We start from the raw sequence: 16,420 nt of genomic DNA, 5'->3' as shown, positions 1-16,420 counted from the left end.
GTCCGGTATGGGACACATGGTGCAGGTCAAGGGTGGCGAGATCTGGGCGGACGACACGGGGACGGACGGGGTGGCGGGGGCGGCCGTCGCCGGGCCGCCCTTGGTGCTGCTGCATGCGGGTGTCGGGGACTCCCGCATGTGGGACCCAGTACTGCCCGCCCTGGCCGCACGCCACCGGGTGATCCGCTACGACGCCCGCGGCTTCGGGAGTTCACCGGCGCCCACCGTCTCCTACACCCAGGCCGAGGACCTCAGGAGCGTCCTGGACCACTACGAGCTGGATCGGGTCGTCCTGGTCGGCTCCAGCATGGGCGGCAGGACGGTCATCGATCTGGCGCTGAACGACCCCGGCCGGGTGGCGGCCCTGGGCCTGTTGGTTCCCGGCGTCAACGGCTACGACGGCCTTGATTCGCCGGAGGTGATGGAGGAGATCGGACGTCTGGCCACCGCCGGTGACATGGACGGCCTCGTCGCCCTGGCGCTGCGCCTGTGGGGCGGAGCGGGCCCCGACCCCGACACCGAGGCCGAGGCGCTGCTGCGGGCGGCGATTCCCGCCTGGTTCACGACGTACGGCCACGAGACCCCCGGCGCCCCGGCCTTCGACCGGCTCGGCGAGCTCGACCTCCCCAGCACGCTGCTCCTCGGCGAGCAGGACCAGCCCGAGGTGATCCGCTGCAACGAGGCGATGGCCGCGCGGATCCCCGGCTGCGAGCTGGTCCGGCGGCCGGACTGCGACCACTTCCCGACGCTGCGGGCGCCGGAGGCGGTTGTGGAGTCGGTGACGGGGCTGGCCGAGCGGGCGGCCGCCGGCTGACCCGCGCCGCCCGCGTCAGTCGGTGAGGTCCACCCGGATCGTCAGCAGGTTCGTGCCGAGCGCCCGCACCCCGGCGCTGTTGAGGCGGGGCAGGCCGCGCAGGCGGGCGACCGGGTCGTCGTCCGGCAGCAGCTGTGCCGTGCCGTTGTGCCAGCGCCCCCGCACGCGCACCCGCACCCGCGGATCGGCCTTGATGTTGCGGACGTACTGCGACTTCTCGCCGAACTCCGAGACCAGCCAGAAGGAGTCACCGACCCGGCGGCCGCCCACGGGTGTCTGCCGGGGCAGGCCGGAGACGCGGCCCGTGGTCTCCAGGACGGTCTGGAGGGGGAGGCGGCGGAGGACCGGATTGCCGACGTGGCGCTGGAACGTGGTGGCGGCGCGGAATCTGAGGTCGGCGAGGCGGGACATGGTGGGTGCGTCTCCTGTCTCGTGCTGTCTTGTTCTGGTGTCACGGCGCGAACGGTCGAACTGTTGCTTCAATGGTCCCCGACGCGGCGTGACGAGAGCGGGTGGCTGCCGATGCGGGTCGTGACCTGGAACCTGTGGTGGCGCTTCGGCCCCTGGGAGGCCCGGCAGAAGGCCATCCTCGCCGAGCTGCGCGACCTGCGCCCCGACATCGTGGGCCTGCAGGAGGTGTGGGCCGCCGACGGGGAGAACCAGGCCGAGTGGCTGGCCGCCGAACTCGGCATGCACTGGGCGTGGGCCCCCTCGCCCGCCCCCGAGCGCTGGCGCCGCCGGATCGGCGACCCCACGGTCGACATCGGAAACGCGGTACTGAGCCGCTGGCCGGTCGTCGCCCAGCGCACCCTGCGCCTCCCCGCCCCCTCCGACGTCGACGACGGCCGCCTCGCCCTCTACACCCGCCTGGCCACCCCCTCCTACGACATCCCCTTCTTCACCACCCACCTCACCTCCGCCCTGCACGCCTCGGCCGTACGCTGCCGCCAGGTCACCGCGCTCGCCGAGTTCGTCGGCGAGAACCGCGGCGACACGCCCTTCCCGACGATCGTCACCGGCGACTTCAACGCCTGGCCCGACTCCGACGAGATCCGCCTCTTCGGCGGCTACCGCACCGCGCCGGTCGTCCCCGGCCAGGTCTTCTTCGACGCCTGGCAGTACGCCGACCCGCACGCGCCCTCCGCCACCTGGGACCGCGAGAACCCGTACGTCGCGGCCGGCCTGGAGCCGAGCGTGCGCATCGACTACGTCCACGTGGGACCACCCGGGACGGGCGGCCTGGGCCACGTACGCGGCGTACGGCGGGCGGGAGACGGCCCGGTCGACGGCGTCTGGCCGTCCGACCACGCGGCGGTCGTGGCCGACCTGGGGGATGGGCCGATGCCCTGACGGCGGCGGTCACCCCCCGTTGCCCGGCCGCCCTGTTCACCCCTCCAGGCGGCACACCCGGACCGTCAGCCCCTCCGGGCCGTGCAATCGCACGACGTGACGGCCGGCCTCTTCGTACGTGGTGGCCGCGTGCTCCCCGCCGAGGGTTCGGGCGCGGGTGACGACGCCGGCCGGGTCGTCGACGGCGACCGTGAGTTCCCACTGTGGGGCGGGCACGGTCGGGGCGGGCGTTGCGGTGAAGTCCGCGTGGGGCAGAGAGGCCCCGATCGTCTCGCGGTAGAAGTGCCGGGCCCTGTCGGGTTGTTCGCAGGTCAAGGTCATGCGGTGCGGGGCGCCCGACAGGCGGGGCGGGAGATTCCATCCGGTGAAGCGGTGTGGCTGCCACAGGGAGACGGCGGCGCCGACCGGGTCGATCAGTGTCGCCATGCGGCCCTGGTCGCCCGCGTCGAAGGGGGGTACGACGACGCGGGCGCCGTTCGACGCCGCCGCTTCGGTGCGGTGGTCCACGTCGTCGACGGCCAGGTAATAGGCGATGTGGGCGGGCGTTCCCGGCGGGTACACCGGGTTCGCCAAGTCGCTCACGCCGCCGATCGGATGGCCGTCGACGGATATCTTCGTGGCCTTGCGCCAGTCCTGCTCGTCCACCGCGAAGCGCCAGCCCAGCGTCTTCGAGAAGAAGGCGGCGGTGCCGGCCGGATCACGGGTCTTGAGGTCGAACCAGCAGAACTCGTTCGGTGAACCCGGGCGGGCCGGACGGGGCGTCATCCTGTGCTCCTAACGGTCCCGAAGAGGGGTACCGGGCGCCGGGACGACTCCGCAAAGGGATTTCCGTAAAGGCATTTCCGGAAGGGGATTCCGGCCTCTATGAACGGCCCAGGAAAATCGGGTTCGTGAGCGCCGCCGGTGTCCCCGGCAGCGGCCCCACCGCCGCCTCGTGCCGCAACTCCGCCCGTACGTACGCCGCGTACGAGGGCGTCGTACGCCACTCCACGACCCCCGATCCCGCCACCGGCAGCGGTGCGCTGGTGAACAGCACGCCCTGGTCGGTGACGAAGCGGACCGTGCAGCGGGGCGCGCCGGTGACCTCCAGGCGGACCGTCACCGGTGTGTCCCGGTCGACCTCCAGCCGTCCGCCGATGCCCGCCTGCCGGCCCCGGCCGCCCGACGCCGTGAAGGTGAGGGAGACGGTCTTGGACTCGGCGATGTACGAGCGGCCCGCCCTGATGCCCTCCTGGATCGCCTCGCGCGTGAGGTCGTCGGCGAGGACGACGGTCTGGGGGTAGCCGACCGGGTCGGGGCTGCGGTGGGCGTCGCTGTTGCCCATCGCCGGGATCCAGCCGCGGCCGTTCTCGCGCACCGACGCCACCAGCGTGCTGTCCCAGTCGGCCAGCGCCATCTCGTCGTCCGGCGTCCAGATCCCGTTCCAGACCTCGATCGCGTCCGCCTCGCCGAAGCCGAACTTCCAGTTGCAGCCGACGCAGGTGGCGTGCGGGTGGGCCGGCACGACCAGGCCGCCCGCCCTGCGGATCTGCCGGGCGAACTTGCCGAAGCGGTTGTCCCGCGCCCGGTAGCGCCAGTCGATGAACGTGCCCGGCTCGACGCCCAGCGCCACCACGTGGCCGTTGCGGGTCGTGATCTCCTCGCCCAGCATCACGAGCAGGTCGTCGCCCGCCACGTCGGCCCAGTGGGCGTGCGCGGAGTGCGTGTTGTGCTCGGAGCTGTTGATGAAGTCCAGGCCGGCCTCGCGGGCGAGGGCCGCGATCTCGGCGGGGGTGCGGCGGCCGTCGGAGTACCAGGAGTGCAGGTGGCAGTCGCCGCGATACCAGGCGCGGCCCCGGCCCTTCGCCCGCTCCGGCGGGTACGTCGGTTCGACGGGCTCCGCCTGCTCGCCGTACGTCAGCGTGATCGTGATCTCGTAGCCGAGGCCCTGTGGGGCCACCGTGTAGGGGCCGAGGGCGATCTGCCAGGTGCCCTCGTCGATCGGCCCGGGGAGGTAGCCCGGGGTCGCCTCGTCGGCGCGGATGAAGAACTCCGTGCGCGCGCCGCCCGACCAGCCCCTGAAGCCCCTGCCGCCGAGTTCGGTGCCGCGCTGGTCGAAGATGCCGATGTCGAGGGCGTTGCCCTGGGTGCCGGCCGGGACCGACGGACGGTCGTAGGTGTAGGAGACCTTGATCTCCCGGACCCCGTCGGGGACTTCGAGCGGCACGTACACGAAGTCGGGCGATCCGGGCGGCAGAGTCCCGCGCACCGTGCGGGTCTCGGCGTCGTGCATGTCGTCCGCCCCTCTCGCAAAGGTCACGCTTCCCAACGTAAGCGCGGCCGCGGCGCCCGTCACGAACAAGGCGCGTCTTCCGAGTCTTGCGTCGTCATCACACATGCCCGTGAGCGTTCCCCGTGGGTGTGAACTCGTAAGGAAGGGAAGGAAATCAGCGGGCATCGAGCGAGGGGGAGGCGCTGTGGCGAGTGGGGTTTCGGACAGATTCCGGTACGTGCTGACGCACACCGCGGTGATACGGCACACCGGTGACGGGCGCACACTGACGAAGACCTCGGCGAACGATCGGGTGAGCGGCCTGGACCGGCTCGCCGACCGGCCGAGCGAGGAGGCCGTGAGCTGCGACCACTGCGCGGCACGGCTGCGGGTGACGCTCCGGTCCGCGGCCGAGGTGGAGCGCAGGCGGCGTCCTTACCGGCCTTTGTGGAAGGTGGGCGTCCTGCTGACCGTGCTGAGCGGGTGGGGCCTCGTCGAGGTGGTCCGCGGCGGGGACGGGCTGGGCGACGGGGAGTTCCTGGCGATGGCCGGCAGCGCTGTCGCCACCGTCCTGTTCGGCTGGGGCACGTTGTGGAGCCTGCTGCTGAGCCGCAGTTTCGACACCCCCGAGGTCGCCCGCACCGACGGCCCTGAGCCGACCGGCGTCCGGCACGGCTGGGGGTCGGCGGCGGGGAGGTCGGCGGAGCGCACGTCCTGAGTGATTTGTGCCGACCGGTCGGTATCGACATCTGACTGCCGGACCGGTACAGATGGGGCATGCGCATCTCCGTCACGATCTTCCTCACCGACGAGACCGTCACCCCCGTCCGGCTCGCCCGTGAGCTGGAGCAGCGCGGGTTCGCCGGGCTGTACCTGCCCGAGCACACCCACATCCCCGTCGAGCGCACCACCCCGTACCCGGCCGGCGGCGAGCTGCCGCCCGAGTACGGCCGCACCCTCGACCCCTTCGTCGCCCTCGGCCAGGCGGCCGCCGTGACCGAGCGGCTCGGGCTGGGCACCGGCATCACGCTGGTCGCCCAGCACGACCCGATCGACCTGGCCAAGCAGATCGCGACCCTGGACCACCTGTCCGGCGGGCGGTTCACCCTCGGCCTCGGCTTCGGCTGGAACGTCGAGGAGGCCGCCGACCACGGCGTCGACTGGCAGGCCCGCCGCGAACTCGTCCGGGACCGGATGGCCCTGATGCGGGCCCTGTGGGCCGACGAACCCACCGCGCACGAGGGCGAGTTCGGCTCCGTACGCGCCAGTTTCGCCTACCCCAAACCCGTACAGAAGCCGCGTGCGCCCAAGGTCAACGGCCCCCGCACACTCATCGGCGGCGCCGCCGGACCGAAGCTCTTCGCGCACATCAGCGAGTACGCCGACGGCTGGCTCCCCGTCGGCGGCCGAGGATTGTCCGAAACCCTTCCCCGGTTGCGCACCGTCTGGGCCGACGCCGGCCGCGACCCGAACGCCCTCCAGGTCGTGCCGTACGCCGTGTACCCCACGCCCGGCAAGCTCGCGCACTACGCGGAGTTGGGGATCGAGGAGGTCGTGGTGCAGCTGCCTCCGGCTGGGGAGGCCGAGGTTCTGCGGGTGTTGGACGACTGTGCCGAGTACTTGTAGGCCGACGGCAGGATGCCCAGCCCAGGGCGCGGGGCCGTATCGATATGCGGCTCCGCCGCGTGGGCGCGACCAGCCACAACCGATCCGCACCCGGCAGCGCACCGGCGGCCCCAGGAGCACCCCCGGCCCCGCTGAACCGGCGGAGCTCGACCGTATGCTCGAAGGATGACGACCTCCGCGACCTCCGGAACCGGCTCGACCCCTGGCCCGACCGAGAACTCCATGCGTCGCGCTCTCAAACGCGCCCGGGACGGCGTCGCCCTCGACGTCTCCGAGGCCGCCGTCCTGCTCCAGGCCCGCGGCGAGGCGCTCGACGACCTCGTCGCGTCCGCCGGCCGGGTGCGCGACGCGGGCCTCGAAGCCGCCGGCCGGCCCGGTGTCATCACGTACTCGAAGAGCGTCTTCATCCCCCTCACCCGGCTGTGCCGGGACAAGTGCCACTACTGCACCTTCGTCACCGTCCCCGGCAAGCTGCGCCGCGCCGGGCACGGGATGTTCATGTCCCCGGACGAGGTCCTCGACATCGCCCGCAAGGGCGCGGCCCTCGGCTGCAAGGAAGCCCTCATCACCCTCGGCGACAAGCCCGAGGACCGCTGGCCGGAGGCGCGCGAGTGGCTCGACGCGCACGGCTACGACGACACCATCGCCTACGTCCGCGCCATCTCCATCCGCATCCTGGAGGAGACGGGCCTGCTGCCCCACCTCAACCCGGGCGTCATGACCTGGACCGACTTCCAGCGACTGAAGCCCGTCGCCCCGTCGATGGGCATGATGCTGGAGACCACCGCGACCCGCCTCTGGTCGGAACCCGGCGGCCCGCACTACGGCTCCCCGGACAAGGAACCCGCCGTACGCATGCGCGTCCTGGAGGACGCCGGCCGTTCCTCCGTGCCCTTCACCTCCGGGATCCTGATCGGGATCGGCGAGACGTACGAGGAGCGCGCGGACTCCCTGTTCGCGCTGCGCCGGGTCTCCCGGGCCTACCACGGCATCCAGGAACTCATCATCCAGAACTTCCGCGCCAAGCCGGACACCGCGATGCGCGGCATGCCGGACGCGGAACTCGACGAACTGGTCGCCACGGTGGCGGTGGCACGGCTCATCATGGGCCCGTCCGCCTGCCTGCAGGCCCCGCCCAACCTCGTCGACTCCGAGTACGAGCGGCTCATCCGCGCCGGGATCGACGACTGGGGCGGGGTGTCGCCGCTCACCATCGACCACGTCAACCCCGAGCGGCCGTGGCCCCAGATCGAGGAACTGGCCGAACGGTCGGCGGCCGTCGGCTTCGAGCTGCGGGAACGTCTCTGCGTGTACCCGGAGTTCGTCCGGCGCGGCGAGCCCTGGCTGGACCCGCGGCTGCGCCCGCACGTCCGCGCGCTCGCCGACCCGCAGACGGGCCTGGCCCTGGCGGACGCGACCGTCGAAGGGCAACCGTGGCAGGAGCCGGAGGAGGCCTTCGAGGCGTCCGGCCGCACCGACCTGCACCGCACCATCGACACCGAGGGCCGTACGTCCGACCGCCGCGACGACTTCGACGAGGTGTACGGCGACTGGGGCGCCCTGCGCGAGGCGGCCGCGCCCGGCATGGCACCGGAGCGCATCGACACCGACGTCCGCCAGGCGCTGCGCGTCGCGGCCGACGACCCGACCCGGCTGACCGACGACGAGGCACTCGCCCTGCTGCACGCGGACGGCCCGGCGCTGGACGCGCTGTGCGCGGTGGCGGACGACGTCCGCAAATCGGCGGTCGGCGACGACGTCACGTACATCGTCACCCGGAACATCAACTTCACCAACGTCTGCTACACGGGCTGCCGCTTCTGCGCCTTCGCGCAGCGCAGGACGGACGCCGACGCCTACACCCTCTCCCTGGACCAGGTCGCCGACCGCGCCCAACAGGCCTGGGACGTGGGCGCGGTGGAGGTCTGCATGCAGGGCGGCATCCACCCGGACCTGCCCGGGACGGCGTACTTCGACATCGCGAGGGCGGTGAAGTCCCGTGTCCCCGGCATGCACGTCCACGCGTTCTCGCCCATGGAGGTCGTGAACGGCGCGACCCGCACCGGCATGTCCATCCGCGAGTGGCTGACGGCGGCGAAGGAGGCCGGCCTGGACTCCATCCCCGGGACCGCCGCCGAGATCCTCGACGACGAGGTCCGCTGGGTCCTGACCAAGGGCAAGCTGCCGACGGCGACGTGGATCGAGGTGATCACCACGGCGCACGAGGTCGGCCTCAGGTCGTCCTCGACCATGATGTACGGCCACGTCGACCAGCCCCGCCACTGGCTCGGCCACCTGCGCACCCTGGCCGGCATCCAGCAACGCACGGGCGGCTTCACGGAGTTCGTGACCCTGCCGTTCATCCACACCAACGCGCCGGTGTACCTGGCGGGCATCGCCCGCCCCGGCCCGACGACCCGCGACAACCGCGCGGTCACGGCGATGGCCCGCCTCCTCCTGCACCCCTGGATCCCCAACATCCAGACCAGCTGGGTGAAGCTGGGCACGGAAGGCGCGGCCGAGATGCTCCGCTCCGGCGCCAACGACCTCGGCGGCACCCTGATGGAGGAGACGATCTCGCGGATGGCGGGTTCGTCGTACGGCTCGTACAAGTCCGTACGCGACCTCGTGGCCGTGGCCGAGGCAGCCGGCCGCCCGGCCAAACCCCGCACCACCCTCTACGGCGAGGTACCCGAGGAACGACAGCAGGCGGCGACAGCCTCGGACGGGCATCTGCCGGAGCTGTTGCCGGTGCTGGACTGAGAAGGACCGTGTCGTGGAGGTCGGTACGATGATCGGACCCCCGCTGGAGGGGGTCCGTAGCCATCCATGGCGTTCCATAGCTTTCCGTAGCCGAGGAGATGCGTGCCCGTGCCTGCGTCCAAGGTCTGGGTGACCGGTCTGACGGTGGGTGCGACAGCCGCCGTCGCCGTTCTCGCCGTGCAGGCCGACAAGGGGCCGCATCCGACGGCCGCGGCGGCCCGGCCGAGCGCGTCGGCGTCGGCGGGTGCGAGTCCCGCCCCGACGAAGTCCGCCGGGCCCGTCGCCGTGCCGGACGGCTCGGGCACGGGGGCGCGGATCGTCTACTCCCTCGGCCAGAAGCGGGTCTGGCTGGTCGACGCGAGCGACGCGGCCCGCCGTACGTTCACCGTCTGGCCGGGCACGGTGAGCCCGGACCTCGGCAGCTACACGGTGTCGTCCCGCAACGAGGCCACCACCGGCTCGGACGGCGTGGAGATCGAGAACATCGTCTACTTCGCCGCGAAGTCCGGTATCTCCATAGCCTTCTCCAACGCCGTGGACGGCTCCTCGCCGCCGCCCGCCGAGGGCAAGCAGACCGGCGGGGTCCGGATGCGGGCGGCCGACGGGGCGGCGCTGTGGACGTTCGGGGAGACGGGTACGACCGTGGTCGTGGTGAAGTAGGTCTTCTCTGCATCCTTCGATGTAGGGCAGGTTCGGCTCCGCTCATGACGATCGGGGCCGGTGCCGCCGTGACGATGAATGCATGACGCACACGGACGCGACGACCCCGCGGACATCGGAGTCCGCGCAGCCAACGGGACGACGACTTCCCCTCCTCGACGTACTGCGCGGGGCGGCCATCCTGGGCACGCTCATGACGAACGTATGGATCTTCACCGGTCCCGGCGCGGAGTGGGGCGCCTTGCAGTCGGAGTCGGGCGAGCCGTCGTTCGGGTCGGCCGCGGGGGTCGTCGAAGGCACGTTCAGCGTGCTGGCGAACGGCAAGTTCCTGTCGCTGCTGACGATCCTGTTCGGCGTCGGGCTGGCCATCCAGTACGGCTCGGCGGCGCGGCGCGGGCAGCCGTGGCCGGGGCGCTACCGGTGGCGGGCACTGTTCCTGTTCGGCGAGGGCACGGTGCACTTCGTGCTGGTCTTCGCGTGGGACGTGCTGATGGGGTACGCGGTCACCGCACTGCTCGTCGCCTGGCTGCTGACCCGCTCCGAGCGGGCGCAGCGCCGGGTGATGTGGTGGGCGGCGGGGTTGCATCTGGCGGTGATCGGTCTGCTGACGGCGGGGCTGGCCCTCTCGGACGACGACGGCGGCGGTGCCGTCTCCCGGGACGTCGTCGACCTGTACGCGCACGGCAGCTACACCGACCAGATCGCCTTCCGCCTGGAGAACGCGATCGCCCTGCGCATGGAGCCGGTGCTGACCTTCTTCCTGCTGGTCTTCCTGTTCCTGCTGGGCGTCCGGCTGTTCAGGGCGGGGGCGTTCGGCGCGGACGAGACGGGCCGCCGGCTGCGGTCCCGGCTGCTGGTGTGGGGGCTGGGGCTCGGGCTGCCGCTCAACGTGGCGGCGGTACTGGCCGGTCCGGACCTGTTCCTGCTCGCCCGCTACGGCACCGCCCCGCTGCTGGCCCTCGGGTACATCGGGCTGATCGGTGCCGTGGTGGACCGGGTACGGCGGCCGGGCCCGCTGATGACGGGGCTCACCTCCGTCGGCCGGACCGCGCTGTCCGGCTACGTCCTGCAGAACGTGCTGTGCGTGCTCGTCTCGTACGGCATCGGGCTGGGCCTCGCGCAGCGGCTGGACGGCACGGGCCCGTGGTGGGTGGTGGGACTGTGGGTCACGGTCTGCGCGGTGCTGATGGTGGGCTCCACGCTGTGGCTGCGGCGGTTCTCGGCAGGGCCCCTGGAGGCGTTCCAGAAATGGGCCCTGCGCCACTGATACCGGTCAGACGTCGCCCTGTCGTCCCTGCCCGAAGGGCAGGTGGTTGACGATCAGCACGATCCCGCTGAACAGGAACACCCGGGTCGCCGCGTCCAGCCCGTTCCAGTCCCCGGACTGCCACATGGCGAACCACTCGCCGCCGATCGCGATGAATCCGGCGCCGAACAGCAGCATCAGCATCAGCAGGCCGTAGGTGGAGAAGCGGCGGGCACGCGAGTCGTCGCGGCGGAACCAGAGCCAGGTGCCGTATATGAGCACGAGGGCGGCGACGGTCTCCCAGACGATGATGGCGACGTACGCCGTGTCCTGAAGTCCCTTGCTGGTGATGGCTCTCCACATCAGGTCCTCGTCCTTGAATGTGGTGTCCATCGCCAGGACGTGCTGCACGAACTGCTGGTTCGTCCCGAAATCGGTGATGTTCCCGAAGGCGACGAGGGTGATGTAGAGGGCGGCGGTCGCCGTGAGGAGGGTGGCGGCGAGGTGGAGGGCGGTGCGTGGGGGTGTCGTAGGCATGATGGTCATCTTCCCTGTGCGGCCCCTGTGTTCGGAACGCATTGAGCCAGAATCGTGGGCCAGAATCGGAGCGAGGCTTTCGGGCGACCGGCTGCGGGGGTACGGGGGTACGGGTGAGGACGACACGGCCGTCGATGCAGGAGCTGATCGGGCGGCGCAGACGTGCCGGGTTCGTGGGGCGCAGCGACGAACGGGCCGTGTTCCGGGCGAACTTCGACGTCGCGCCCGAGGACGAGCGGCGCCGGTTCCTGTTCCATGTGCACGGAAACGCCGGGGTCGGGAAGACCTTCCTGGTCAGGGAGTGGGAGCAGCTGGCCCGGGAGAAGGGGGCGCTCACCGCCTACGTCGACGAGACCGTCGGCAGTGTGCCGGAGGCGCTGGCGGCGATCAGCCGTCAGTTCGCCGCGCAGGGACACAGGTTCAAGGAGCTGGAGCGGCTGCTCGCCGCCCATCGGGAGCGACGGCACGAGGCGGAGGCAGCTGCCGCCGCGCTGGAGCCCGAGCCGCAGGGACCGTCGGCCGGCAGTACGGCGGTGGTGCGGGCCGGGTTGGTGGGGCTGGGCATGGTGCCGGGGGTCGGTGCCTTCGCCGGGGCGCTGGACGCGGCCCAACTCGCGCAGAGCGCCGACCGGTTGCGTGCCGGGCTCAGTGCCCGCTTCCGCAACCAGGACGACGTGCAACTGGTGCTGTCACCGGATCGCGTACTCACGCCGGCGCTGCTCACCGAGCTGTCCGACGCGGCATCGGCGGCCCCGGGCATCGTTCTGCTCTTCGACACCTACGAACGCACCGGCCCGTTCCTCGACGGCTGGCTGCACGAGGTGATGACCACCGACCGCCACGGCACGCTGCCCGCCACGGTCGTCGTGGTCACCGCCGGCCAGCACCCCTTCGACACCGCCCGCTGGGCCGGCTTCGCCGACTTCATGACCGACGTACCGCTCGGCCCGTTCACGGACGCCGAGGCGCGCGGACTGCTCGCGGACAAGGGGGTGGTGGCCGAGCCGGTCGTCGAGGAGGTGCTCCGTCTCACCGGTGGGCTGCCCGTGCTGGTCTCGACCCTGGCCGAGCAGCGGCCCACCGGCCCGGACGACATAGGCGATCCCAGCGCCACGGCCGTCGAACGCTTTCTGAAGTGGGAGCAGGATCCCGTACGCAAGGCGGTGGCCCTCGCGTGTGCGCTGCCCCGGCGCCTCGACGTGGATGTCTTCCGGGCAGCCGTGGAATGCCCGGACGAGGACGTCGACCCGCTCTTCGGCTGGCTGCGGGGCCTGGCGTTCGTGGACGACCGCGGGGACCGGCTGCGCTATCACGACCTGGTGCGTGAGCCGATGCTCCGGCTGCAGCGGCGGCTCTCTCCGCGCGGCTGGACCGAGCGCCACGAGAGGCTCGCGGGGGTCTTCGGGCGCTGGCGCGAGGAGGCGGCGAGTGGCCTGGGTGCCCATCAGGAGTGGGCCAACGAGCCGTGGCGCGAGCTGCGTCTGGAGGAGACGTACCACTCGCTGTGCGCCCGCCCGCGCACGGCGCTCGCCGGGGCACTGCGGGATCTGGTGTGGGTCTGCGGCGCCGACGCGGCCGCCGGCCGGCGCTGGGCGCGGATGCTGGCGGAGGCGGGTGACGCGACGGACGACACCGCGCTGCGTGAGTGGGGCCGACTGTTGCGCGAGGCGCTCGCGGACGACGCGACCGCGATGACCGCGGTGGCGGATCTGGTCCTGTGCCGTCCCGGGCCGGACAGGCGCGGCCGCGCGGCCGCGTACTCCTTCCGCGCGAGGGAACTGCGCCGCGAGGGGAAGTACGAGCTGTCCCTGGCCGACGCCGACCGGGCGATCGAGCTCGATCCGGAACTGACCTGGGCGCACACCGGTCGCGGTCTCGCCCTCCAGTTGCTCGGTGACTTCCCGGCGGCGCTCGCCGCCTTCGACGTCGCGGACGGGCTGACTCCCGACGTCGACTGGATCATCGCGGAGCGCGCGGAGACCTGCCGGCTGGCCGGCCGCTACGAGGAGGCACTCGCCGGCTTCGACCGGGCCATCGCCCTCGACCCGACCGATCCCGAGTACCTGACCGGCAGAGCGGTGTGCCGACAGGAACTAGGGCGGTACGACGAGGCACTCGACGACTTCGACCAGGCGCTGCGGCTCGACGAGGAGTACTTGTGGCCGCTGGTGCGCAGGGCCCGGCTGCACCGCGCCATGGGGGAGTGGGACAAGGCGTTCGCGGACTTCGACCGCGCGGTGCAGATCGCGCCCGACAATCCCTGGGTGGCATCGGAGCGCGGTGACGCCTACCGGCTCGCGGGCCGGTTCCAGGAGGCCGTCGAGGAGCTGAGCCGAGCCATCGCCCTCCAGCCCGACTACGGATCGGCGCTCGCGGGCCGGGGCCTGACCCAGCATCATCTGGGCCGACCCGAGGAGGCTCTGGCGGATCTGGGCCGCGCCGTCGAGTTGGCGCCCGACTACGCCTGGGCGTTGGTGATGCGGGCTCGGGTGCGGGACGGACTGGGTGACCAGGAGGGCAGGTTCGAGGACCTCGGACGAGCCGCGGAGGCGGCCACGGGATCCGGGTGGGCCGCCGGCGAACTGGGCGAGGCCTACCGGCTCGCCGGCCGCTACGACGAGGCGCTCGCCGCCTTCCACCGGGCACTGGAACAGGATCCGGACTACGACTATGCGAGGGCTTCCCTCGGGGCGACCCACCGTGGCCTGAAGAACTACGAGGAAGCGCTGCGGAATCTGGACCGCGCGCTGGCGTCGGATCCGGACTACGCGTGGGCTCACGGCCAGCGGGCCCAGGTCTGGCTTGCGCTCGGGCGGAGCGAGCGGGCCCTCGCCGATCTGGACCGGTGCGTCACCCTGGAGCCGCGGATGCACTGGGCGCACCGCAGAGCCGTCGAGGTGCTGGTGCTGTGCGGCCGCTGGGACGAGGTGCCGGCCCGCCTGGCCGAGGCGGAACGGGCCGGGACGCCCGACACCGAGCTGGACGATCTGCGCATCGAGATGCACCGGCACGGCGGACAGTGGGCGGACGCGCGGCGGATCGCCGAGCGGCTGCGCGAGACGGAGCCGCTGGCCGGGATGTTCCAACTGGCCGTGACCGTGAGCCGGTCCGAGGGCCTGCGAGCCGCGGAACCCCTCTGGCGGGAGCTGGCCCGGTCGGTCCACGAGGACGACGACCTGGGAGAGCCGGAACGCGCCCAGGCACGGTGCTTCATCCCCTGCGCCCTCGCCGAGTGGGGCGAGGCCGATCAAGCGCTGGCCGACCTCCTGGCCCTGGAACCCGGCTGGGACGAGCTGGCGAATCTCGCCGCCATCCTCACCGACATCCTGGACAGCCCCGACACGGACCGCACCCGCCTCGCCCCTCGCCTGGCGGCGGTCACCGAGGCCGGCGAGGCGGTACGGGCGCGTTACGTGGGAACCGGCATCACCTGACATCAGGTGGTGCGGTGTTGGCGTCAATCTGGCGTCGCGTGGCGCCATCCGGCGTCAGGTGGCGCCATTGAGTGCCATTGAGTGCCATTGAGTGCCCCTGAGAGTCCGCGGGTGCGCGTGGCGCCACGATCGGTCAGGTGGGTGCCAGGGTGTTTATGCAGGTCAGGCGCACCTCTCGGACTAACGGACCGCAAATGGCGCGGCATGGCTTGCGGATGGCGCCAATGTGGTGCCATGATGGCGTCATGGACCTCACCCCGTATGTCGACACCCTCCGCCGCGAACTCGCGGTGGCCGCCGAGGCGGGCGGCGACGAAGCCCGCGAGCTGGCAGAGAGGCTCACCGCTCCCCTGGAGTCGGCGACCCGGCTGACCATGCTCAACGTGCTCTCCGCCGCGATGGACGAGATCACCCGCGAACTCGCCCCCGGCTCGGTCGACGTACGGCTGCGCGGGCTCGACCCCGACTTCGTGGTGACACCGCCGCCGATCTACGACGGTGCCGTCGAGGAGCGGGCCGCGCCCGCCGAACCGCTCAGGGCCCCGGCCCCGGCCGAGGGTGACGAGAGTGGCACCGCCCGCGTCAACCTGCGTCTTCCGGCCCACCTCAAGGCGCGCGCCGAGGAGGCCGCGAGCCGCGAGGGCCTGTCGGTCAACGCGTGGCTGGTGCGGGCCGTGTCGGCGGCGGTCGACGGTGGCACGCGGCCGCGGACGACGGAGCGGACCCAGACCGTCGGACAGAGCTTCACGGGCTGGGTGCGCTAGCCGCGCCCCCGCCCGCACCACTTCACTGGCACCACTCCACCCACACCACGTCCCACCTGCGGGGACGCCCCAAAGACTCAAGAGGACGGGACAGCCATGCCTGCTTTCGACACTCCCGCACCGATCTCCGCCACGGCCCATGTCGAGGCCGGTTCCATCCAGTTCGTCGCGGGCGACCGCGTCGACACCGTCGTCGAGGTGCGGCCTCGCGACCCGAAGAAGGACCTGGACGTGCGGACGGCCGAGCAGACCGAGGTCACGTACGCGAGTGGCGCACTGACCGTCAGGACGCCCAAGCCCGGTCTGTTCGGCATCCGTACCGGCGTCGTCGACGTGACGGTCGACCTGCCCACAGGCTCGCGCATCGACATGACCGGCGCCTGGACCCAGGTGCTCGGTGACGGCCGGCTCGGCGAGGTGCGCGTGAAGACCTCGTCCGGCGACGTCCGTCTCGACACGACCGGCCCGCTGCAGCTGACCGCCTCGCACGGCTCGATCACCGTGGACCGGGTCGACGGCGAGGCCGGGATCACCACCAGCTCCGGCAGCCTGCGCGTCGGCCTCGTCGACGGGCCCGCCGTCCTGAAGAACTCGCATGGCAGCACGACCGTCGGCGCCGTCACCGGGGAGTTGCGGGTGAGCGGCGCACACGGCGACATCGAGATCCGGCGCGCCGAGGACTCGGTCACCGCCACCACCGCCCACGGCACCCTGCGTCTGGACGACGTGGCCCGCGGCACCGTCCAGTTGGAGACCAGCTACGGAGCCATCGATGTCGGCGTCCGCGAGGGCACGGCCGCCTGGCTCGACGTCCACGCCGGCTCCGGGCAGGTGCGCAACACGCTCACCACGTCCGAGGCCCCCGGGGAGACCGAGGACGCCGTCAAGATCCGGGCCCGCACCCGGCACGGCAACATCGACGTCCGCCGCGCCAAGGCCTGACCTCGCAGGCGCGGGCCTCGACCCGCCTATCCC

The 16,420-nt window shown here is 72.1% G+C and carries 14 protein-coding genes; 10 read left to right on the top strand and 4 right to left on the bottom strand.

Annotated elements, in window-relative coordinates; genetic code table 11:
* Window positions 1–7: 7 nt before the first annotated feature.
* A complete protein-coding gene (locus ABD932_RS04970) occupies window positions 8–814 on the top strand; it encodes an alpha/beta fold hydrolase (protein WP_345008950.1) in 807 nt (268 codons plus the stop codon).
* A gap of 15 nt (window positions 815–829) precedes the next feature.
* On the opposite strand, the gene ABD932_RS04965 is transcribed toward ABD932_RS04970, so the two are convergent.
* Complete coding sequence (locus ABD932_RS04965) at window positions 830–1,225, bottom strand: nitroreductase/quinone reductase family protein (protein ID WP_345008948.1); 396 nt, start codon at window positions 1,223–1,225, stop codon at window positions 830–832.
* Between the two features lie 111 nt (window positions 1,226–1,336).
* Here ABD932_RS04965 and ABD932_RS04960 point away from each other — a divergent pair, with 111 nt between their 5' ends.
* Entirely contained in the window at window positions 1,337–2,164 is an 828-nt protein-coding gene (locus ABD932_RS04960; protein ID WP_345008946.1) for an endonuclease/exonuclease/phosphatase family protein, read from the top strand.
* A 36-nt stretch (window positions 2,165–2,200) separates the two neighbouring features.
* On the opposite strand, the gene ABD932_RS04955 is transcribed toward ABD932_RS04960, so the two are convergent.
* Both ABD932_RS04955 and ABD932_RS04950 read right to left on the bottom strand, forming a co-directional pair.
* Window positions 2,201–2,929, bottom strand: a complete 729-nt coding sequence (locus tag ABD932_RS04955; RefSeq protein ID WP_345008944.1) for a VOC family protein — start codon at window positions 2,927–2,929, stop codon at window positions 2,201–2,203.
* Window positions 2,930–3,026: 97 nt separating this feature from the next.
* Complete coding sequence (locus ABD932_RS04950) at window positions 3,027–4,541, bottom strand: CehA/McbA family metallohydrolase (RefSeq protein WP_345008942.1); 1,515 nt, start codon at window positions 4,539–4,541, stop codon at window positions 3,027–3,029.
* Between the two features lie 112 nt (window positions 4,542–4,653).
* Between ABD932_RS04950 and ABD932_RS04945 the strand changes: the two genes are divergently transcribed.
* The 5 genes from ABD932_RS04945 to ABD932_RS04925 all read left to right on the top strand — a co-directional run bounded on the left by ABD932_RS04945 (window position 4,654) and on the right by ABD932_RS04925 (window position 10,731).
* Window positions 4,654–5,133, top strand: coding sequence for a hypothetical protein (locus tag ABD932_RS04945; RefSeq protein WP_345008940.1), 480 nt, complete (start codon window positions 4,654–4,656; stop codon window positions 5,131–5,133).
* Between the two features lie 59 nt (window positions 5,134–5,192).
* A complete protein-coding gene (locus tag ABD932_RS04940; RefSeq protein ID WP_345008938.1) occupies window positions 5,193–6,041 on the top strand; it encodes an LLM class F420-dependent oxidoreductase in 849 nt (282 codons plus the stop codon).
* Between the two features lie 165 nt (window positions 6,042–6,206).
* A complete protein-coding gene (locus ABD932_RS04935; protein ID WP_345008936.1) occupies window positions 6,207–8,804 on the top strand; it encodes a bifunctional FO biosynthesis protein CofGH in 2,598 nt (865 codons plus the stop codon).
* 108 nt (window positions 8,805–8,912) lie between these two features.
* Window positions 8,913–9,464 carry a hypothetical protein gene (locus tag ABD932_RS04930; RefSeq protein ID WP_345008934.1) on the top strand — a complete coding sequence of 184 codons (552 nt, stop codon included), beginning with the start codon at window positions 8,913–8,915 and terminating at the stop codon, window positions 9,462–9,464.
* 82 nt (window positions 9,465–9,546) lie between these two features.
* Entirely contained in the window at window positions 9,547–10,731 is a 1,185-nt protein-coding gene (locus tag ABD932_RS04925; RefSeq protein ID WP_345008932.1) for a DUF418 domain-containing protein, read from the top strand.
* Window positions 10,732–10,737: 6 nt separating this feature from the next.
* Here the strand turns inward: ABD932_RS04925 and ABD932_RS04920 are convergent, their stop codons facing one another.
* Window positions 10,738–11,247, bottom strand: a complete 510-nt coding sequence (locus ABD932_RS04920) for a DUF2165 domain-containing protein (RefSeq protein WP_345008930.1) — start codon at window positions 11,245–11,247, stop codon at window positions 10,738–10,740.
* A 134-nt stretch (window positions 11,248–11,381) separates the two neighbouring features.
* On the opposite strand from ABD932_RS04920, the gene ABD932_RS04915 reads away from it, so the two are divergent.
* The 3 genes from ABD932_RS04915 to ABD932_RS04905 all read left to right on the top strand — a co-directional run bounded on the left by ABD932_RS04915 (window position 11,382) and on the right by ABD932_RS04905 (window position 16,387).
* Window positions 11,382–14,681 (top strand): tetratricopeptide repeat protein, encoded by a 3,300-nt coding sequence (locus tag ABD932_RS04915; RefSeq protein WP_345008928.1) that lies wholly within the window; start codon window positions 11,382–11,384, stop codon window positions 14,679–14,681.
* Window positions 14,682–14,926: 245 nt separating this feature from the next.
* Complete coding sequence (locus ABD932_RS04910) at window positions 14,927–15,445, top strand: toxin-antitoxin system HicB family antitoxin (protein WP_345008926.1); 519 nt, start codon at window positions 14,927–14,929, stop codon at window positions 15,443–15,445.
* A 96-nt stretch (window positions 15,446–15,541) separates the two neighbouring features.
* On the top strand, window positions 15,542–16,387 hold the full coding sequence (locus tag ABD932_RS04905) for a DUF4097 family beta strand repeat-containing protein (RefSeq protein ID WP_345008924.1): 846 nt from the start codon (window positions 15,542–15,544) through the stop codon (window positions 16,385–16,387).
* Window positions 16,388–16,420 lie beyond the last annotated feature (33 nt).

The sequence above is a fragment of the Streptomyces shaanxiensis genome (assembly GCF_039537145.1).
Classification (GTDB): domain Bacteria; phylum Actinomycetota; class Actinomycetes; order Streptomycetales; family Streptomycetaceae; genus Streptomyces; species Streptomyces shaanxiensis.
Note: the sequence above shows the minus strand (reverse complement) of the source record. Positions and strands in the feature narration are given on the sequence as shown.